The organism is Bradyrhizobium sp. 27S5 (assembly GCF_037217225.1).
In the GTDB taxonomy this organism is placed as follows: domain Bacteria; phylum Pseudomonadota; class Alphaproteobacteria; order Rhizobiales; family Xanthobacteraceae; genus Bradyrhizobium; species Bradyrhizobium septentrionale.
Window position 1 is genome coordinate 7,769,053 of sequence record NZ_CP147714.1, and the last position, 20,023, is coordinate 7,789,075.

Annotated in this window: 18 protein-coding genes; 7 read left to right on the top strand and 11 right to left on the bottom strand. The window is 64.6% G+C overall.

What is annotated here, in order from left to right; all coding sequences use genetic code 11:
• Positions 1-6: 6 nt before the first annotated feature.
• From WDM24_RS36650 to WDM24_RS36670, 5 genes are all read right to left on the bottom strand, one after another.
• Positions 7-939: a cell envelope integrity protein TolA gene (locus tag WDM24_RS36650; RefSeq protein ID WP_338692271.1), complete on the bottom strand. Its 933-nt coding sequence runs from the start codon at positions 937-939 to the stop codon at positions 7-9.
• Positions 940-1,034: 95 nt separating this feature from the next.
• A complete protein-coding gene (locus tag WDM24_RS36655; RefSeq protein WP_338692272.1) occupies positions 1,035-1,502 on the bottom strand; it encodes a biopolymer transporter ExbD in 468 nt (155 codons plus the stop codon).
• Between the two features lie 128 nt (positions 1,503-1,630).
• Positions 1,631-2,344 (bottom strand): protein TolQ, encoded by a 714-nt coding sequence (gene tolQ / locus WDM24_RS36660; RefSeq protein ID WP_029085484.1) that lies wholly within the window; start codon positions 2,342-2,344, stop codon positions 1,631-1,633.
• A 1,130-nt stretch (positions 2,345-3,474) separates the two neighbouring features.
• The gene (crcB, locus tag WDM24_RS36665) at positions 3,475-3,861 is read right to left on the bottom strand and encodes a fluoride efflux transporter CrcB (protein WP_224741870.1); all 387 of its coding nucleotides are present in this window, start codon (positions 3,859-3,861) and stop codon (positions 3,475-3,477) included.
• 246 nt (positions 3,862-4,107) lie between these two features.
• Positions 4,108-4,707: a superoxide dismutase gene (locus tag WDM24_RS36670; protein WP_338829179.1), complete on the bottom strand. Its 600-nt coding sequence runs from the start codon at positions 4,705-4,707 to the stop codon at positions 4,108-4,110.
• 141 nt (positions 4,708-4,848) lie between these two features.
• On the opposite strand from WDM24_RS36670, the gene WDM24_RS36675 reads away from it, so the two are divergent.
• The 3 genes from WDM24_RS36675 (at position 4,849) to WDM24_RS36685 (ending at position 7,612) form a co-directional block, all read left to right on the top strand.
• Positions 4,849-5,379 carry a GNAT family N-acetyltransferase gene (locus tag WDM24_RS36675; protein ID WP_166302693.1) on the top strand — a complete coding sequence of 177 codons (531 nt, stop codon included), beginning with the start codon at positions 4,849-4,851 and terminating at the stop codon, positions 5,377-5,379.
• Positions 5,380-5,635: 256 nt separating this feature from the next.
• Complete coding sequence (locus WDM24_RS36680) at positions 5,636-7,021, top strand: MATE family efflux transporter (RefSeq protein WP_338829180.1); 1,386 nt, start codon at positions 5,636-5,638, stop codon at positions 7,019-7,021.
• 147 nt (positions 7,022-7,168) lie between these two features.
• Positions 7,169-7,612 carry a DUF2147 domain-containing protein gene (locus WDM24_RS36685; protein ID WP_338692276.1) on the top strand — a complete coding sequence of 148 codons (444 nt, stop codon included), beginning with the start codon at positions 7,169-7,171 and terminating at the stop codon, positions 7,610-7,612.
• An 86-nt stretch (positions 7,613-7,698) separates the two neighbouring features.
• Here the strand turns inward: WDM24_RS36685 and WDM24_RS36690 are convergent, their stop codons facing one another.
• Positions 7,699-8,847 (bottom strand): DUF3095 domain-containing protein, encoded by a 1,149-nt coding sequence (locus WDM24_RS36690; RefSeq protein ID WP_338829182.1) that lies wholly within the window; start codon positions 8,845-8,847, stop codon positions 7,699-7,701.
• Between the two features lie 312 nt (positions 8,848-9,159).
• Entirely contained in the window at positions 9,160-10,365 is a 1,206-nt protein-coding gene (gene zigA, locus WDM24_RS36695) for a zinc metallochaperone GTPase ZigA (RefSeq protein ID WP_338829183.1), read from the bottom strand.
• Positions 10,366-10,665: 300 nt separating this feature from the next.
• Here zigA and WDM24_RS36700 point away from each other — a divergent pair, with 300 nt between their 5' ends.
• The gene (locus WDM24_RS36700) at positions 10,666-11,700 is read left to right on the top strand and encodes an IS110 family transposase (protein WP_338826979.1); all 1,035 of its coding nucleotides are present in this window, start codon (positions 10,666-10,668) and stop codon (positions 11,698-11,700) included.
• Positions 11,701-12,163: 463 nt separating this feature from the next.
• Here the strand turns inward: WDM24_RS36700 and htpG are convergent, their stop codons facing one another.
• The 3 genes from htpG to WDM24_RS36715 form a co-directional block, all read right to left on the bottom strand.
• Positions 12,164-14,026, bottom strand: coding sequence for a molecular chaperone HtpG (gene htpG, locus WDM24_RS36705; protein WP_338829184.1), 1,863 nt, complete (start codon positions 14,024-14,026; stop codon positions 12,164-12,166).
• Between the two features lie 84 nt (positions 14,027-14,110).
• Positions 14,111-14,917 (bottom strand): MBL fold metallo-hydrolase, encoded by an 807-nt coding sequence (locus tag WDM24_RS36710; RefSeq protein ID WP_338692280.1) that lies wholly within the window; start codon positions 14,915-14,917, stop codon positions 14,111-14,113.
• A gap of 60 nt (positions 14,918-14,977) precedes the next feature.
• Complete coding sequence (locus tag WDM24_RS36715) at positions 14,978-15,958, bottom strand: AraC family transcriptional regulator (protein WP_338829185.1); 981 nt, start codon at positions 15,956-15,958, stop codon at positions 14,978-14,980.
• 187 nt (positions 15,959-16,145) lie between these two features.
• On the opposite strand from WDM24_RS36715, the gene WDM24_RS36720 reads away from it, so the two are divergent.
• Positions 16,146-16,709, top strand: a complete 564-nt coding sequence (locus WDM24_RS36720; RefSeq protein WP_338829186.1) for a sigma factor-like helix-turn-helix DNA-binding protein — start codon at positions 16,146-16,148, stop codon at positions 16,707-16,709.
• Here WDM24_RS36720 and WDM24_RS36725 read toward each other — a convergent pair.
• Positions 16,688-17,782 carry an asparaginase gene (locus tag WDM24_RS36725; RefSeq protein WP_338829187.1) on the bottom strand — a complete coding sequence of 365 codons (1,095 nt, stop codon included), beginning with the start codon at positions 17,780-17,782 and terminating at the stop codon, positions 16,688-16,690. The two genes, WDM24_RS36720 and WDM24_RS36725, sit on opposite strands and share 22 nt — an antisense overlap.
• A gap of 197 nt (positions 17,783-17,979) precedes the next feature.
• Between WDM24_RS36725 and WDM24_RS36730 the strand changes: the two genes are divergently transcribed.
• Complete coding sequence (locus WDM24_RS36730) at positions 17,980-19,152, top strand: acyl-CoA dehydrogenase family protein (protein WP_338829188.1); 1,173 nt, start codon at positions 17,980-17,982, stop codon at positions 19,150-19,152.
• Positions 19,153-19,327: 175 nt separating this feature from the next.
• Positions 19,328-19,942, top strand: a complete 615-nt coding sequence (locus tag WDM24_RS36735) for a TetR/AcrR family transcriptional regulator (protein WP_338829189.1) — start codon at positions 19,328-19,330, stop codon at positions 19,940-19,942.
• Positions 19,943-20,023: the final 81 nt, after the last annotated feature.

Consider the following 20,023-nt stretch of genomic DNA (forward strand, 5'->3'; position numbering starts at 1 on the left):
CTGATCTCACGTATTATTCTCTTTGAACACCGGTGCGAATGCCTTCCATTCGTCGAACCAGCCCACGGGCAGATTATAGGGCTGACATGCGATAATCGCGCGCAAGGCACTCTCCTGATAGACGCGCATGTAGGGCGTGCTTGGCGAGCCTTCCGCCACCGGCATGCGCGCGAGCGTGCCATCGCGCTTCAGATCGACATCGATCACCACCTGGGTCCGCTGCTCCTCGATGCTACCGTAGGGCTTGTTCTTCCAGCAGCGTTCGACTTGCTGCCTGAACATCGCGCCCCAGGTCGCGGAGTTGTCGGCGGCCTTGCCCTTCGCCGTGCCGAGTGCAGCGTTGGCGTTGAGCGTATCGCCGGTCGCCGCGGCGCGCGTCGGGTCTCGCTTGTCGAGCAGCGCTGCGATCTTGCTCTGGTCGAACACGCGATCCTTCGGCTTCTGCTCCGGCGGCGGCTTCGCGGCCTGCTCAACCGGCTTCTGCGGCTTCTTCTCTTCCTTCTTGATCGCTTCCGCGATCGGGTCGGGCTTCACCGGATCGGGTTTCTTTTCGACCGGCTTCGGCTCTTCCTTCGGCTTGTTCTCGACCTTCTTCGGCGGATCCGGCTTCTTGTCTTCCGGCTTCTCCACCTTCGGCGTCGGCTGCGGCGCGGTTTCCGTCACCACCGGCGGCTTCTTATCTTCGACCTTACCGACCATGTCGTCGACCGGCTTGGCTTCGGCGACCTTGTCGACCAGCGGCTTGGGATTTTCCTTCTTGCCGTCCTTCTGGCCGGTCATGACATGCGACAGCTGATCGGCCGAGATGACGTCAACAGCGACGGACTCTTCTTCCGGCATCACGTACGCCCTGGTCGAAAACGACACGAGGCCCCACCCGATCACGAGGACGTGCAGGACAATCGATGCCGCCAGAGTCTTGTCGACCTTGACCTTCAATTCAGGCTTCCTCGTGCCGCTTGCCGCACATGGACTCATCATGTTGGAGCATGATCTGGCCGGAAAACCGGTTTCCACTTTTCCGGATCATGCTCCTAGCCACCTTCAGGGATGATGACGATATTCGCCTTGAACCCCGCGGTCCGGATCTCCCCGAGCAATTTCATCATATCCGTGTAACAGACGTCCTTGTCGCCACGCAGATAGACCACTCTTTCGGCCTCCGACCGGGCCTCGCCGATGGCCTTGATCTTGGGCAGAAGATCGGCGGCCGCGATCGACGCGTCACCGAGATAGAGCTCGATGTTCGAGTTACAGCCGCCACCGGTGCGCTTGACCGACAGCGTCAAAGGCGGCGCATTGGACGACATCGACTTGCCGCCGCTGGCGACCGGCAGGTCGATGTCGATGTTCGACGTCATCAGCGGCGCCGCCACCATGAAGATGATCAAGAGCACCAGCATCACGTCAACCATCGGCGTGACGTTGATCTCGGCCATGACAGGCTTGCGCCCGCCGCGGCGACGCCCGCCGCCACCGGACCCTGCCATGCTCATCGCCATGATCGCACACTCGCCAAAGTGACCATCATATATCCCGAACATGATGCGAGCATTCGCATCATGTTCTCATCTCTCTGTCTGAGCATGATCTTTTCGGAAAACCGGTCTCCACTTTTCCGGATCATGCTCTAGCCCCGCTCGTCGATCTGACGCGACAGGATGGCGGAGAACTCGTCGGCGAACCCCTCCAGGCGCTGGGCCTGCCGGTTCACCTCCGAAGTGAACTTATTGTAGAAAATAGTCGCCGGAATTGCGGCAATCAGGCCGATTGCGGTGGCAAATAGCGCCTCCGCGATGCCCGGCGCCACCACCGCCAGCGAGGTGTTTTTCGAGGCCGCGATCGACTGGAAGCTCGACATGATGCCCCAGACGGTGCCGAACAGGCCGACAAAGGGGCCGGCCGAGCCGACCGTGGCGAGCACCAGAAGCCGCCGTTCCAGCCGCTCCACCTCCCGGGCGATCGAGACGTTCATGACCTTGTCGATCCGGGCCTGCAGGCCGGCAAAGGACCGCGACTGGCTCTCGAAGGAGCGCTTCCACTCCCGCATCGCCGCGACGAAACAGGCCGCCATCGACTGGGTCGGCTTGGCCGAAAGCGCCCGGTAGAGCTCCTCGATCGACTGGCCGGACCAGAACGCCTGCTCGAACTTGTCCATCGCCCGCTTGGTGCGGGCATAGAGCAGGATCTTGTCGATCGCGATCGCCCAGACCCAGACCGAGCAGGATAGAAGTCCCAACATCACGCATTTGACGACCCAATGGGCCTGCCAAAACAATGCGATCAGCGACACATCGCTCGATGCCAGTGGCAGCGTTGACTGAGCCACGTCGGCGGGATTCATCGGCAATATCCTCTCAACGCAAGTGTCCCTATCAGGCGGGCCGCCAGTCGGCGGTTCCACGGCCGCGTATCAGGCGCGGCAAAACTGCGCGAGAGCCTCTTACATCTGTCGCATGGGGGGCCCGTCCAAAAGCCGGGCCCTGCTTCCCCTGCCAACATGTCAAAACGAGGGCTTTTCGCGCGGCATTCCGACCCTAACCAAACGCTAATCATGGTTAAGGCGAGGTTACCAAAGGGAAATTTGGTGGCGGGAAATGCCGCCGGACGAGGCGGTTGGCGGGTTCCCGGGATGAACGGTTTCCGCTGGAGGGGATGACCCCTTCCCCATGTCGTCCCGGCGCAGGCCGGGACCCATAACCCCAGGATTGGGCTGGTGAGGAAAGCTGTGGCCCCAGCGTCGCGCAACAATCACCTTCAGTGGTTATGGGTCCCGGCCTGCGCCGGGACGACACTGAGTTTGTTGCGCCACTTGTGAGTCAGACATCCGCGTTCTCGCGACATGATCCGCCCGAGCTTTGCTCTTCGTTCCGCCCTCCTCGAACAGAGGGCGCAGGGAAAGCCGGGTGCCGATCGCACCCATGGGCCCCGTGCAAAGGTAGAAAGCACGGGGGTAGGACCACAGGTGTAACCGGAAACGCCGGCTTTCCCTGCGCGATGGGTTACGGCTTATTTCGTGCTCTCCCCGGCGAGACTGGGCTTGCTTGTCACCGCCTTCGCAAAACGCCTTCGCGTCTTGCGACGAGACACCTGCCGCTAGGGCGTCAGGACCACACGACTTCACCGTCCGCTTCGCGTGCTCTCGTCAGTTCCACGCTCGGCGTCCACCGCATCCCACACCGCGTTCGTGACGATCGCGAAGCGCCCCTCAATCGGGTGAGACGGACGAACCATACACTGAGTTGCCCTTCCGATAAACCGAAATATTTTTGCTCCTGGGGCTTGCGCCGTCGGGCAACTCAGTGGCACGCGCGCGTGAGGGAGCCACCGGCGGCAGGGTTCCCTCCCCCTCTTGTCCGCCGAAGCCTCTTGGCGAAGGCGGATGCGGGGGAGGGAGCCTGAGAAGCGTGCTCACCTCACCGTCATTTCTGACTCACACTGTACGCGCCCCGGAATGACGGAGATATGCGCGCCTCAGCTCAAATGCCTGATGATCGCGAGGCCGGCGAACAGGCCCGCAATCGACAACACGACCGAGCCCGCGACATACAGCGCCGCAAGTCCGAGCTCGCCGCGTTCATAGAGCACCGCGGTGTCGAGCGAGAAGGCCGAGAAGGTGGTGTAGCCGCCGAGGATGCCGGTCATCAGGAACAGCCGCCAGGGCTGCGAGGCCTCGCCCTTGAAGGCGAGATAGCCGGCGATCAGGCCCATCACGGTCGAACCCGTGATGTTGATGATGAAGGTGCCGTAGGGAAACGCGGTGCCGATGCAGCGCGCGCAGGTGACGTTGATCAACTGGCGCAAGGTTGCGCCGAGACCGCCACCGAAGAAGACCAGGAGATAGCTTGCCGCGTTACCCACCAATGCCCCCGCTGGTGTGTGGTCAGGGTGGCGGCGCATTTACCGCACACTCGAATCACCCACCCCTGAAAGGGGAGGGTCGACGCGAATGAAATGAGTGGCGGGGCGGGGTCACAGTCTCTCCGGTGAGAGACCGCGTGTTGAGAGAGTTGACCCCTCCCCGTTTCGCATTTCGCTTCGCTTCATGCGAAACGACCCTCCCCTTTCAGGGGAGGGTGAAGAGTCGTGCGACGACCGAATCCGCGCTTAGCCAGCCTTGCCGAACAGCTCGTCGACGTAGTCCCAGTTGACGAGGCTGTCGACGAACGCCTTCAGATAGTCCGGGCGGCGGTTGCGGTAATCGATGTAGTAGGAGTGCTCCCAGACGTCGACACCGAGGATCGGCACCGCGCCGTGGAGCAGCGGGTTCTCGCCGTTCGGGGTCTTGGCGATCTCGAGCTTGCCGCCCTTGACCTGCAGCCAGGCCCAGCCGGAGCCGAACTGGCCGACGCCGGCGGCGGCGAAATCGGTCTTGAACTTCTCGAAGCCACCGAGGTCCTCGTTGATCTTCTTCTCGAGCCGGCCGGGCAGCTTGCTGCCGCCGCCATTCGGCTTCATCCACTTCCAGAAGTGGATGTGGTTGTAGTGCTGGCCGGCATTGTTGAAGACGGCCGCGTTCTTGCCGAACGAGCCCTTCACGATCTCCTCGAGGGACTTGCCTTCGAATTCGGTCCCCTTGATCGCGTTGTTGCCGTTGGTGACGTAGGCCTGGTGATGCTTGTCGTGGTGAAACTCCAGCGTTTCCTTGGACATGTAGGGCGCAAGGGCGTCGTGGGCGTAGGGCAGATCGGGTAGCGTGAAGGTCATGGGGTAATGTCCAACAGAGGGTGGGAGACTACACTTAACGGGTCCCCCTTATAGAAGGTTCCATCGCGGAGAAACACCGCATTTTCGGATCGTGTATGACAGATCGGCACAGCCGAGCAGCCAAGGCCCAGGACCCCCGCGATGAGCATCGAAATCGACATTCTCAACGGAGATGCGTCATGGCGGCGCGCCGAGCCGCTGCTCCGGTCGGTGTGGAGCCCAGATATCGTCGAGAAACAGCCCTGGGCCGACATCAAATGGGCTCACGCGGATTTGCGCGTGCTGCTCGACGCGCCCGACGACAGCGGGCTGGCCTGCCATGTCGGTATCTACTTCCGGACCATCACCTGGAACGGCCACAAGGTGCATGTCGGCGGCATCGGCGGGGTCTCGACCCGCGAGGACTGCCGGCGGCGCGGCTATGCGTCGCTCGCGCTCGACGCCGCCGTGCACACCATTCGTGCCAATGATGCGGTGAAATTTGCAATCTTATTCTGCGAGCCGCACAATTTCGCGTTCTACCAAGCGCGCGGCTGGCATCCCTTCACCGGCGAGGTCACTTGCGAACAGCCGTCGGGGCAGATCCGCTTCGAGGCGATGGCGCCGTTCGTCAACGACATCGTCCGCGCGCCGCGCCAAGGCAAGATCGACCTATGCGGCCTGCCGTGGTGACCCCTGCGCGCGCGGCGGTGGCGAGAGGTGCTTGCGCGCCGTAACATGTCAATCATCATTTATTGATTGCGAGCCTTCACAAGGTGACGTCGAACTGCGGCAACGAGCATACTGCGCCCCCTCTCCCGCTTGCGGGTGAGGGTTGGGGTGGGGGCTCTCTCGGCGAGTCACATCGTGGAGAGAGCCCCCACCCGCCGCGCGCTACGCGCACGTCGGCCTCCCCCGCAAGCGGGAGAGGCGAAGCGAGTTGTCGCGCATGACCATTGACGCCTCGATCGACGACGTCAGGCCCGCCGCAGTCGCGCCTGCGGTACCGGTCGATCATTTACTGACGGCGCCGATCCTGCCGACGCTGCTGAAGCTCGCGATCCCCAACACCATCGCGATGTTCGGCTCGACCCTGGTTGCGGTTGCCGAGACCTCCTATATCGGCCGGCTCGGCACCGAGCCGCTGGCGGGCATCGCGCTGGTGTTTCCGTTCGCGATGCTGACGCAGATGATGTCGGCGGGCGCGATGGGCGGCGGCGTCTCGTCGGCGATCAGCCGCGCGCTCGGCGCCGGCGACCGCGACCGTGCCGCCGATCTGGCGCTGCATGCGGCGATCATCGGCGCCTGTGCCGGACTGTTCTTCACCGTGATGATGCTGGGCTTCGGCCAAAACTTCTACGCGCTGCTTGGCGGCCGCGGCGGCGTGCTCGAGCAATCCTTGCATTACTCGCAGGTGCTGTTCTCCGGCGCGATCTCGATCTGGCTGGTCAACACGCTGGCGTCCGTGGTGCGCGGCACCGGCGACATGCGGATTCCGTCGATGACGCTGATTACCGTCTCGATCATCCAGATCGCGGTCGGCGGCGTGTTCGGTCTCGGCCTGTTCGGCATGCCCGGTCTCGGCATGCGCGGCGTCGCCGCGGGCCAGCTCACCGCCTTCACGTGTGGTGCGATCTTCCTTGCCTGGTATCTCGCCAGCGGCCGCAGCCGGCTCAAACTCGACTTCGCCGCCTTCAGCTTCCAGCGCGCGATGTTCCTCGACATCCTCAAGGTCGGCGCGATCTCCTGCCTGTCGCCGCTGCAGAGCGTGCTGACCATCCTGATCTTCACCAAAATCCTGGCGGGCTTCGGCACCGAGACGCTGGCCGGATACGGCATGGGCTCGCGGCTGGAATTCCTGCTGATCCCGATCGCGTTCGCGGTCGGCGTCGCCTCGGTGCCGATGGTCGGCATGGCGATCGGCGCGGGCCTTGTGACGCGGGCGCGCAAGGTGGCGTGGACCGCCGGCACCGTCGCCGGTCTCGTCGTCGGGCTGGTCGGGCTTGTGGTCGCAGTCAAACCGACGCTGTGGATCGCTTTGTTCACCCGCGATCCCGGCGTGACCGCGGCCGCCTCGTCCTATTTCGCGCTGGCTGGACCTGCCTTCGGCTTCTTCGGCGTCGGCGTCTGCCTCTACTTCTCCTCGCAAGGAGCGGCCAAGGTCGGCGGCCCGGTGCTGGCCGGCACCATCCGCCTGCTGCTGGTCGGTATTGGCGGCTGGTGGCTCGCTACCGTGAGCGCTCCGGCCTGGACGTTGTTCGCGCTGGTCGGCGGTGCCATGGTGGCGTTCGGCCTCGCCACCATCGTCTCGATCAAGCTGACCCGCTGGGGATAAACCGCGACGCCGCGGAGCGTTGCCTGAGCATGACCTTCCCGGAAAAGAGGAAGAAAATTTTCCAGACGACGCGCGCCTGATCGCGCAAATATGACATTGCAGAAATCTTTCGACTTGTTATGCAGGCCGGCCTTCTGGGGATCAATCATGGCCTGCCGATTCGGATTCGTGATCGCAATCGTCGCGACGGCGCTTGCCGTGCCTGCCGCGCATGCGCAGAGCGCGCCTGAGCCAGCCGGCGTCTGGCAGACCCAGGCGGGCGATGCCCGCGTCAAGATCAGCAAATGCGGCGGCGGCATCTGCGGCGTGGTGGTGAGCCTGCGCGACCCGATCGATCCGATGACCGGCAAGCCGCAGGTCGACAACAAGAATCCCAATCCGTCGCTGGCCAACCGGCCGATCATCGGGCTGCCGCTGTTCGCCGGCATGCATCCGGTCGCGGCGGGCAAATGGTCGGGCCAGATCTACAACGCCGACGATGGCGGCACCTATGCAAGCAGCGTCACGGTGACCGGCGAGAGCACGCTGCGCGTCGAAGGCTGCGTCGGCGCGCTGTGCGGCGGCGAGACCTGGACCCGGGTCGGACGGTAGAGTCTAGCTGAACAGCAACCGCAAAGGGATTGCGCCCCCTCTCCCGCTTGCGGGGGAGGTGCACCGGATTCGCGGTCAGACCGAATCTACACCGCACGCGTCTTCAGCACGGTCGCCGCCGAGGCATAACCGCCGCGGGCGCCGTCGATGAAGTGGACGTGGTCGGCGCGCATCACCGACGGCGTGAAGCAGGTCATCATCGCGGCATCCTGCTCGTGCAGGCCGTAGCGCACGACGCCCTGCGCGGCCGCGGCGACCAGGCGCTGCTCGAGCTCGGCGGCGAGCTCCGGCGTGCAATCCAGGATCATGCGCAGGCCGTCGTCAAACTTGCGGAAGTCGGAATTCTCGACCACCTGCCGCACATAGTTTTTCGGCACGAACTTGCCGACCGGGATATTGAACCGCATCAGCGTGTAGGCCCACAGCGTGAACGCGAGCACCGTGGCACGGCGCAGCGCGAGCGAGCCGCCGCGCCGCGCGCGGGCCTCGTATTCAATCCCCTGCGGCGGCCAGCGCAGCGGCGGGCCGCTTGCAGGCACCGGCCGTCCGGCCTCCGGGCTCTTCTCGACCAGCACGACGATGTCCTCGATCACCTTGCGGAAGGCGGCGGGATCGGCGTCCTTCGCCGGCAGCACCAGGACCGAGAGGATGACGCCGCGCACTGAGGGCATCACCTCGAAGCGGCAGGACAGGCCGGACAGATCGGGCTGCGTACCCGGCGGCGCCGGATCGACCGCGAACTCGCCGCGCTTCATCGCGGCATCGGCGTAGGCCAACCCGCCGCCGGAGAACATCGCATAGGACAGATTGGCCGACGGCCCGAAGCGCGCGACGCGGACATCGGCGCCCGCGGCGCGAATCGCCGTCATCGGCACCAGCGCCACCCGCAGCACCAGATCGAGGTCGTCCTGAACCCAGCGCGCGGTCGCGGCCAGCGCCTCGCGCGCTTTGTCGAGATCGGCGGGGGAGATCGCGAAGCTCGCGCCGTCGCCGCCGAACACGAAGGGGAATTCGCGGCCATCGAGCGCATTGGTGACGGAGGCGACCACCGCGGCGCCGGCCATGTTGACCGCCTTGTAGCGCTGCGCCGCGATCGCCTTGGTCGACTCGACGATATCGGCGACGCCGACCGTCCAGTCATCGGGCAACGGCGCATACAGCGCCGGATCCATCAGGCGCGCGAAGCCGCGAAACACCGGAATGCTGCCGTAAAAGATCTCGCTGCCGCCCGCCATCGCAACGCCGCGCCATTGTTCGCCACCGTAGGACTCTCTAGCAGATACGTGGCGGTTTGGGATCGGGTTTTGCCTCGCAGCCCCCGCCCTCCGCGACCGTCACCCTGAGGAGCGCGCCTTGGCGCGCGTCTCGAAGGGTCGACGGCCCGGCTGTCCGCACGAGCGGATGGTGCCCCGTGAAAACATTCGGGGCCGATTCATCCTTCGAGGCTCGCCCAGCGGCGCAAGTGCGCCGCAAGGCTCGCACCTCCAGCGACAAAGGCGGAGCCTTTGCGCGGGGATGACGGGGATAGAGGGCGCGTCCCTATCACTTCACGCCGCCTCGCCTGCCCGTCTCCACGGCGGAAACGGATCGCGCAGTTTTTTCCAGGCCTGCGGGTCCATGCCCGGCCGGCCGGTGACGAGGCAGGCATCGAGCCGGCGGCGAATGTCGTCCTCGTTCATGCCGGAGCCGATGAACACCAGCTCCTGGCGGCGATCGCCATAGAGATCGTTCCAGCTCCGCTGCATCATCAGCTGCCAATCCGGATGATCCGGCCAGCGCTCGCGCGGGATCGCCGCCCACCACGAGCCGAGGCCTTCAGTGCGGACGATCGCGCCGGCCTGGCTCATCTCGCCGCACCAATCCGGGCGCGTCGCGATCCAGAAATGGCCCTTGGCGCGGATCACGCCGCCCCAACTCTCGCGCAGGAAGCCGTGGAAGCGCGCCGGATCGAACGGCCGCCGCGCGCGATAGACGAAGCTCGTGATGCCGTATTCCTCGGTCTCCGGCACATGCTCGGCAAAGCCGTAGAGCTCCTTGTGCCAGAGCGGATGCTGCTGCGCGCGCTCATGGGCGAAGCGGCCGGTGTCGAGCACGCGGTCGAACGGGACTTTGGCAAAACTCGCCTCGACGAGGTCGGCGTCGGGATTGAGCGCGCGCACGATGGTGCGGGCTGCCTCGCGCTCGGCCGGTGTCGCGGCATCGATCTTGTTCAGCACGACGACGTCGGCGAACTCGATCTGCTCGACCAGCAAATCGACCAGCGTACGCTTGTCGCCGTCGAGCGCCTCGCCGCGCTGGCTCAGGAAATCGGTCGAGGCGTAGTCCTTCAGCAAATTGGCGGCGTCGACCACCGTGACCATGGTGTCGAGCCGCGCGACGTCGGACAGGCTCTGGCCATCTGCATCGCGAAACTCGAAGGTCGCGGCGACCGGCAGCGGCTCGGAAATGCCGGTCGATTCGATCAAGAGATAGTCGAACCGGCCACTCTCGGCCAGCGCGCGCACCTCCTTCAACAGATCGTCGCGCAGCGTGCAGCAGATGCATCCATTGCTCATCTCGACCAGTTTTTCGTCAGTCCGGGACAGGTTCGCACCGCCATCGCGAACCAGGTCGGCGTCGATGTTCAGCTCGCTCATGTCGTTCACAATCACCGCAACCTTCAGGCCGTGGCGGTTGTTCAGCACGTGGTTCAGCAAAGTGGTCTTTCCAGCCCCGAGGAAGCCGGACAAGATGGTGACGGGGAGTTTTTGCATCGAGATCAAACAGTTGCTGGAGGGATGGGCGGCGGCGGGACATGGGTCACTGGATCTATGTAATGTTATAACATAACATCATTGGGACGGCGACCTGTCAAGCGCCGGGATGCGGGGCAGTCGGTTTATGTCTCCATGAAAGCGTAGATGGGGTAACGGGCCGGCCGCCCGCTCGCTACGGCGCGATTTGGAAGCGCGCTCGCGAGCGGCCTGTTGGTTGGAAGGCGGTCGTCCCTCAAACTGATGGTGTCAATAAACGGAGTCGGGCAAGCCCGCTCCAAGCATCATTAAGGGACGACCATGTACCACTATGCAGGAATCGACGTGTCTTTGGAATGCTCGAGCGTCTGCCTTGTCGATGGGACAGGTAAGATTTTGCGCGAGGCGAGGGTTGCGAGTGAGCCGGAGGCCTTGATCACCTGGTTGCGGTCGCTGGGGTTGGTGCTGGAACGGATCGGGCTGGAGGCTGGTCCGCTGTCGCAATGGCTCTACGCAGCGATGCGGGATGCGGGCCTGGCAGTCGAACTGTTGGAGACGCGGCACGTCCGCGATGCCTTCAAGGCGATGCCGGTGAAGTCGGACCGCAACGATGCCCGCGGGATCGCGCAACTGATGCGGCTGGGCTGGTTCCGGCCGGTGCACTGCAAGTCGATCGAAGCGCAGGAGACGCGGGCGGTTCTGACGGCACGCAAGCTGCTGCAGTCCAAGCTGCGCGACATCGAGAACAGCCTGCGCGGCGTGCTCCGCGGCTTCGGTCTGAAGGTCGGCACGACCACCGAGCGCACGTTCGCCGAACGCATCCGGGAGCTCGTAGCGGGCCATCCCGGACTTGAGATCGTGGCACAGGCGCTGCTCGAAGCCCACGCCGTGCTGCGGCGCGAGTTCAATGGCCTGGATAAGCACACCCAAAAGCTCGCCAGGTCGCACCCTCAAGCCCGCCTCCTGATGACGACACCGTCCGTCGGCCCGATCGTGGCGCTTACCTACGCCGCGGCGGTCGACGACCCGAAGCGCTTCCGGTCCTCGAAGGCGACGGGAGCGCATTTTGGCCTCACCCCGAAGAAGTACCAATCGGGCGAAACCGACTATACCGGCCGCATCAGCAAGATCGGCGATGCCTCCGTGCGCGAGGCGCTCTATCAGGCGGCTCACGTCATGCTGACCAAGCCGGTCAGGAACTGCTCGGCGCTGAAAGGCTGGGCGATGCGGATCGCCCGGCGCGCAGGCCTGCGCAAGGCCAAGGTGGCGCTCGCACGCAAGCTCGCCGTCGTTCTGCATCGCATGCTCGCCGACGCCAAACCGTTCAACCCGATGGCCAAGGCCTCGGCAACCTAAGCAAGGAGCAGCAATCGGTTCTGGGCGGGCCACGACACCAGGCTCTCCCTGAGCGAGGTCCCTGCGCCGGGACGATGGATCCGGTCAGGCCGCCATCCGGGAAGTGGCTCACAACCACGCTTCCGTAGATTGGCCGGCCGGCTCCTCAATGCACCCCATCAGGCGACGGCCTTCGCGCCGATCCCGTACAGAAGCAAGTGCCCGGCGAGTGGATCACGCAAAAAGGGATTGACTTACAAAGGCCCGTTACAGAAGCCCGGATGAAGCGCAAGCGATATCCGGGGGTCAACTCGCGCCTACGGCGATGCTCCTGGTCCCGTCATGCTGAGGAGCCGCGAAGCGGCGTCTCGAAGCACGACGGCCCGGCTCTTTCCGCGTTGATGCATCGAGGCCGTGCATCCTTCGAGACGCGCGCAAGTGCGCGCTCCTCAGGATGACGGGGATAGAGAGCTACGAACCTTCCCTACTTCGCCACACCGCGCAGCACGAGCTGGTTCATGCGGCTGGCGAAGGCGGCGGGGTCGTCGGGTATCTCGCCGTCGAGGATCTGCGCCTGCTCGAACAGCAACAGCGACAGGTCCTTGGCCTGCGCGGTGTCGGTCGCGAGCGCTGCGACCAATGGGTGGCGCAGATTGATCTCGAGGATTGGTTTGGTGATCGCGCCACGGTTTTGCTGGGCGAGCAGCCGCTCCAGCGCGCGGTCGCGCGCGTCACCGCCGGCGACCAGACACGATGCGCTCGCGGTCAGCCGCTGCGAGGCGCGCACATCGGAGACGCGCTCGCCGAGCGCATCCTTGATGACAGCGATCGTGGTCGCGGCATCGGCTGCGGGCTCGTCCTTGTTGTCGTCCGTGTCATCGGCCAGCGGAATCAGGCCGAAATCGACGTCGCCCTGGCTCAGCGACTTCAGCGGCTTGCCGCCGAAATCGAGCGGCGCCGAGGTCCAGAACGCGTCAACCGGATCGGTCAAAAGCAGCACCTCGATGCCGCGGGCGCGCGCCGATTCCAGCTTCGGGTTCGACTTCAGGCGCTCGACGCTGTCGCCGACCAGATAATAGATCTCGGTCTGGTTCGGCTTGAGATCGTCGACATACTGCTTCAGCGAGCGGTTCTCGCCCGACGTCGTAGTGAAGCGCGCCAGCGCCAGCAGTTTTTCGCGGCGCTCGAAATCCTCGTACAGGCCTTCCTTGATGACCGGGCCGAACGCATCCCAGATCTTGGCAAACGTCTCCGGCTCCTTCTCGCCTATCGTTTCCAACTCGCCGATCACGCGGCTGGTGACGGCTTTGCGGATTTGCGCGAGCTGCGGATTGTTCTGCAGCATCTCGCGCGAGATGTTGAGCGGCAGGTCCTCGCTGTCGATCACGCCGCGGATGAAGCGGAGATAAGCCGGCAACAGCTCGGCATCGTCGGCGATGAAGACGCGGCGGACATAGAGCTTGACCTTGCCCTTGCGCTCGACCTGGAACAGGTCGAACGGCTTTGTCGATGGCGCAAACAGCAGCACGGCGTAGGACTGCCGGCCTTCGGCACGGTAGTGCAGCGTCATCGCCGGCTCGTCGAAGGCGCCTGCGATCTGCTTGTAGGCCTGCGCATAGTCTTCCGGCGAAAGCTCCGACTTCGAGCGCTGCCACAGCGCGCTCGCCGAGTTGATCTGGCGCGGCTCGCCCTCCTCCGGCACCAAAAGAATCGGAAACTGGATGTTGTCGGAATATTCGCGGACGATGCGCTCGATCTCGTAAGCCTCGAGATATTTGGCGGCGTCCTTTTTCAGATGCAGCACGATCTCGGTGCCGCGCACGACGCGCTTTGCCGCCTCCTCGCTGGCCGGCGCGATCTCGAAGCCGCTGCCGCCTTCCGACGACCACACCCACACTTCATCCGAGCCGGCGCGGCGGCTGGTGACGACGATCTTGTCGGCGACCATGAAGGCGGCGTAGAAGCCGACGCCGAACTGGCCGATCAGATTGGCGCCGTCCTTGGCCTCGGTCAGCTTCGACAGGAACGATTTGGTGCCGGAGCGCGCGATGGTGCCGAAATTGTCGATCAGTTCCTGACGCTCCATGCCGATGCCGGTATCGACCACGGCGAGCGTATCGGCCGCCTTGTTCGGGATAATTTTGATCTCCGGCGGCGTGCCGTCGGTGATCAGGCCGGGATTGGCGATCGCCTCGTAGCGCAGCTTGTCGCAGGCGTCAGATGCGTTCGAGATCAGTTCGCGCAGGAAGATGTCGGTCTCGGAATAGACCGAATGCACCATCAGGTGCAGCAATTCGGCAACCTCGGCCTGGAACGGCTGGGATTCGGCGGCGGCAGTTGATGTCATGCGGAAACTCGGACAATCGCAGGTGGCGGGAAAGCCCTGATATAGCGCGATCGCACCGCCTGGCAAGCCAAGCGGCGGGAACCGTCAGTCCGAGATCGCCGCGAGATAGCGCTCGACCGAACGGTCGAACGCCGCTTTGGCGTCGGAGGCGATGTTCTTGCCCCACCAGGCGCCATAGATCCGCTCAAAGGCCAGCGGCGCGACCGCGTGCGCGACGCGGCGGACCGCGGATGCATTGAGCGGGATGTAGTTCGGGTAGGAATACATGAAGCTGACCGAGCGGCGGTCCATCGCGACCATCGCGATGTCGCCGGTCAGCAGCGCACCGCGCCCGTCGGCACCCTTGCGCCAATGCAGCATGGTGGCGCCGGCAAAATGGCCGCCCGCCCGCACCAAAAGGATATCGTCGGAGATGCGATGGCTGTCGCCCTGCCACGGCACGATCGACGGATGAGGCCGCGTCACCCATTGCGCATCGTCGCCATGCAGATAGACCGGCGCATTGTCGAACGCCGCGCTCCAGTCGGCGACCGCGCCATAGTAATGCGGATGCGAGATCGCGATCGCCTTCAGCCCGCCGAGCGACCTGACATGTGCGATCGCCTCGTCCGTCGCCAGCGGCACGCAATCCCACATCACGCAGCCGCCGCGGTCAGGCACCAGGAGCGCGCGCTGCCCGATCGCAAATGCCGGCTCGAGCGCGATCCCGACCAGATCGAGATCGTCGCGCCAGACCAGCCGATGCCGCGCGGCGAACTCCGCGCGCGTCAGCCACGTCTGCCCCTTCCAGTTCACATATTGCCGCTCGTCCTCACAGATCGGGCAGGACGGCGGCGGCGCCGCGGTTTCAGGAAATTGCGCGCCGCATTGTTCGCAGGTCCAGATAGGCATTGGGAGAAGCCACGCGTTGGAATGAAGCCGGTCCCGCTCTACGTCAGCAGCGCGCCGCGTTCAATGCCTGCGCCCCAGTTCCATCTGCATCTCCGCCGGAGCTGTGCCGAACTTCCGGCGGAACGCGCGATGGAAATAAGACAGGTCGTTGAAGCCGGCCGTATAGGCGATGTCGCTGACCTTGCGGCCGGCGCCCTGCTCCTGCAGCAGCAGCCGGCGCGCCAATAGCAGACGCTGATCGAGCACGAATTCCGAGAACGTGGTCCCGGCGGAGGCAAACAGGCGCTGCGCCTGCCGCGTGCTCAGCGCATTCGCCCGCGCGACCACCTGGATCGTGAGGTTGCCGTTGTCGAGATTCTTCAGCACGTCGGCCTTCATCAGATCGAGCCGCGTCTTCGCCACGCCGTCGCCTGCAGCCAGTTCCTTCGCCTCGGCACTGCTGCCGAGCACGAGACCGACCAGATCGGCCAAATGATGCGCCGCCGCCTGCTGGCCCGGCACGTCGAGATCGCCGGCAAGGTCGGTGCAGAGCGCAGAATAGCGTTCGATCATCGCGCTCAAGGCCGGGTCGCGCCCGAGCGCGCGCGCCAATTGCGTCTCGACGGATGGCGCCACCTGAAGCAGCAGGCGCCGCGGAAACCGCGTCGTCATAAAGCTGCCGGACTGGGTGAGATCGGCGGTGCCGACGATATTCATTTGGGTCAGGCACATCTGGCCGCGCGCCAGCTCGATCGCCTTGCTGCCCTGTGTGACCTGCACCTTGCCGCGCGTCGCAAAGATCAGGACGAGGTCGTCACAGCCGTCGTCCAGCAGGGCGCGGGTTCGGGCAAAGCGGGCCGAGCCGCCGCGCGGCGTCGCGATCGCGACCGTGTGCAGCAGCGTGAACTCGTTGTGGCAATCGATGCGATTGTCGTCGGTCGGTGCGACATCGAGCCGGCAGAAGCCGCGGCAAATGCCTTCGCGCCACGCCTCATAGGCCGGCCCCCTGGCCAGCCCGTGATGGAAAATCGAGAACCGGTTGGGCACCTGCGTCTCGGACATGATCCGTGCTCCGAAAGCGCGATCGTTCGAAACCAGGCGATGAACGATCGCGTTCTGCCAGATATGCGCAGGTCGGGTGCGCTTGTCGTTCCTGTCCCTACGCTTGGCGCGACGGTCCACGACTCCGGCGGGGAGCCTGATACAACTCCGCCGATTGCTGGTAAAGCTATTCACGAGATGCAACCCTATGATGCGAAGTGCGGAAGCCGGGAATAAAACCGCGCAGCAGTTTCGTGACGCGGCACTGCCGTGCCTCGACGATGCCTATGCGTTCGCCCAGGTCCTGATGCGCAGTCAGGCGGAGGCCGAACAGGTCGTGCAGGAATGCTATCAGCGCGCACTGCGCCAGTTCGACGGCTTGCGTGGACCGGCCGTGCGGCCGTGGCTGCTCGCGATCCTCAAAGCTGTCTGTCAGGAGAAGCTCGGCGAGAAGCCCGGCCGCCGCGGCACGCCGGCGGATGCTGCCGGCACGAATGGAACTCCTGCCCCGCGTGGCACCCCGACGATCCGGCAGCTCATCGACGAGCTGCCCGCGCCGCTCGGCGAGGTCATCGCGCTGCGCGAAGTTATCGATCTCTCCTACAAGGAGATAGCCGAGGTCACCGGCGTTCCGGTGACCACCGTGATGTCGCGCCTCGCAGAGGCCCGCGCGCGGCTGCTCGCGGCGCGCCGCGCCGCAAAGGCAGCGCCGGAGGCGAGACCCGCAGGCGGCGCGTCAAAGCTGACGGTCTACCGCGCGAACGCCTGTTGAACCGCCGAGGACTCAGTGACGCCGTTGGCGATCAGGAGCTGAAGCAGTACGCGGGCCTTCTGCGGATTGAGATCGAGCGCGACCACAAAGCCGAGCTTGTCGTCCTCGACCTCGACGTTGCGGTTCACGAAGCCGGAGCCGACGCGGCTCGAGCGCACGACCACGACGCCCTGCTTCGCCGCGGCGGCCAGCGCATCGATCGCGCCTTTCGATGAATTGCCGTCGCCGACGCCGGCGAGCACGATGCCCTTGGCGCCGCGCTTGACCGCATCCTCGATCTCAGCGGCATCCATGTTGGCGTGCGAATAGATGATGTCGACCCGCGGCAGCGGCGGCGCATCCGGCAACTTCAGCCTGGCACCTTTCGCTGGAACGGCCGGCTGCAGGAAGCGCAGCGAACCGGTGTCGACATAACCGACCGGACCCGCGTCGGGCGAACGGAATGTCTCGACGCTGGTGGTATTGGTCTTCTGCACCCAGCGCGCCGCATGGATGGTGTCGTTCAGCACCACAAGCACGCCGCGGCCGCGGGATTCCGGCGCCGAGGCGACCCGCATCGCCTCATAGAGATTGGCCGGACCGTCGGCACCGATCGCGGTCGAGGGCCGCATCGACCCGACCAGTACAACCGGGATGTCGGTGTCCAGCACGTTCTGCAGGAAGAACGCCGTCTCCTCCATCGTGTCGGTACCATGCGTGATGACGACGCCATCGACCTCCTTGTTGTCGATCGCGGCGCGGATCCGCTTGACCAGATCGAACCAGACCTTGTCGTTCATGTCCTGCGAGCCGATCGACGAAATCTGCTCGGCCGAGATCTGGGCAAGATTCTCGATGCCCGGAATGGCCGCGACCAGATTCGCCGAGCTGACCTTGCCCGAGTCGTAGGCATTGCCGGCGCGTGCGCTGGCCTGGCCCGCGATGGTGCCGCCGGTGCCGAGCACGAGCACGCGGGCAAGCGTGGTGTCGGTGGCCCTTTGAGCGACCGCCGGCGCCGTAAGCCCGATGACAAGGGCGGCGGCAAGGCCGGCGATCCATCGCGCGGAATAGCTTGATTGAACCGAGTGCAGCATCATTTTCTTTCCCCAGTGACAACTTTCCTGCCCACAACTCGTGGTTTATCCCGCAACAAATCGACGAAGTTGCGGCGGAAAATGTCGTGGACGAAATCCCGGCTCTCGCCGTGTTTCTCCGCCACTCCCGCAAAATCTTGACATCTCCTGGATGACGGCGCACATTTTTCGAAGATTATTCGAATTTTGGTGAGGCCATGCATTTCGAGCTTCCCGACGATCTCCGCGTTCTGCAGAGCCGCCTGCGCGAATTCGTGCGCAGCGAGCTTAAGCCCCACGATGCCGCGATCGAGGCGACCGGCGAGGTGCCCGAGAGCGCCATGGCCGGCCTGCGCAGGATGGGATTGTTCGGAACCAACACGCCAAAACAATTCGGCGGCCTCGGCCTCTCGATGCTGGGCAGCTGCATCGCGACCGAGGAGCTCGCGAAGGCCCACACCGCCTTCTACTATCTGAGCGGGGTGAACGTTCATATCGGCTCGAAGGCGATCGAGTTCTACGCACAGCCCGCCGTTCGCGACCGATGGTTGCCCGAGCTTGCCAGCGGACGCGTGATCGGCGCCTTCGCGCTGACCGAGCCGAACGCCGGATCCGACGCCGCCCGCATCCAGACCCGGGCGCGGCGGGACGGCGATCATTACGTGCTCGACGGAAGCAAGACCTACATCACCAATGCGCCGGTCGCCGGCGTCTTCACCGTGTTCGCCACGCTCGACCCGTCCGCCGGCGCGAAGGGCATCGCTGCCTTTGTCGTCGATGCGAGGACGCCGGGCCTGAGCATCGGCCGCCTGGTCGAGATGGCCGCCGGGCGCGGCTCTGATCATGCCGAGGTGATCTTCGAGGGCTGCCGCGTGCCGCGCGAGAATCTGCTTGGCCAGGAGGGCGAAGGCTTTGCCATCGCGATGCGGTGCCTGGATGCCGGACGCACGCATTGGGGCGCCTATTGCGTCGGCGCGGCGAGCCAGCTGCTGGACTATGCGCTCGATCATGTTTCCGAGCGGGAAACATTCGGACGCAAACTGCGCGACCATCAGGGCATCGAGTGGCAGATCGCCGACATGGCGAGTTCGCTGCACGCCGCGCGCCTCGTCGCCTATGAGGCGGCCTGGCGTTACGACCAGGGCGACGCGGCCGCGCGCAGCGCCGCGGCGGCGCTCTCCAAATATACCGGCGCCGACATGGTGCAGCGCGTCGCCGACACAACCATGCAGCTGTTCGGCGGTGCCGGTTATTCCAAGGACCTGCCGCTCGAACGTATCTGGCGGGAAACACGGGTGGTGCGGATTCTGGATGGCACATCCGAGATCATGCGCCAGATCATCGCCCGCAATGCGTTCCGCAGCCATGAACGGCGCAACACAACCATCTGACAACGGCCTCTTCCCACTTTATGTTGCAATTGTCCTTGGTGATCCACTTCCGCTGTCTTAGTGTTTTGCGGGGATGGGAGATTCTTGTTCTGACGCGTTTTCTTTGCGCGAACCGGTATCCATCCCGGATCAAGTCCGGGACAGGCTTCGCTCGAAAGCGCTCTTGGAGAAGGAAGTGGCTTCGGGGACGACACTCAAGCTCAAGCAACAACGCAGCCGCGACCGGCGCGAGCAGATTCTCTCGGCAGCCACCAGGCTGTTTGGCGAGAGAGGCATCGACGGCACCTCGCTCACCGACATCGCTGCGGCGGCCAAGGTGCCGCTCTCCAGCCTCTATGATTATTTCGAGGACAAGCGCGCGCTGGTGCTCGATGTGCCCGCGGGCAATTTCGAGGCGCTGTATCAGAAGACCGAACCGCTGCTGGTCAAGGGTGGCGACCCCGTCGAACAGCTCCGCATCATCTTCCTGACCAACTTCCAGTACATCAAGGACAACCCGGGCTGGGGCCGCGTGTTCTTCCTGGAGATATGGCCGAGCGTGCTTGCCGCCGAGCCGCGGGTGAAGAAGGCCGTCGACAAATACGCACTGCTCTATGTGCAGCTGCTGAAGCAGGCGAGCCGCGCCGGCACCTATCGCAGGAATCTCGACCCCTACACGGCGATGTCGCTGATGATGGGCGGGATGTGCCACCTCACCGCGGTCTGGCTGCTCTACGGCCGCAAATACGATCTGGTGAAGAAGGGCAAGGCACTGTTCACCACGCTGCACAACGGGTTCGTTCGGCGTTAGCGGCTGCCCTGTCCCGGCTCTCGTAGCAACCATTAGCTCTTTCGGTTGTGTGCGATTGAATTGTCCGATCGCCGTTGATGC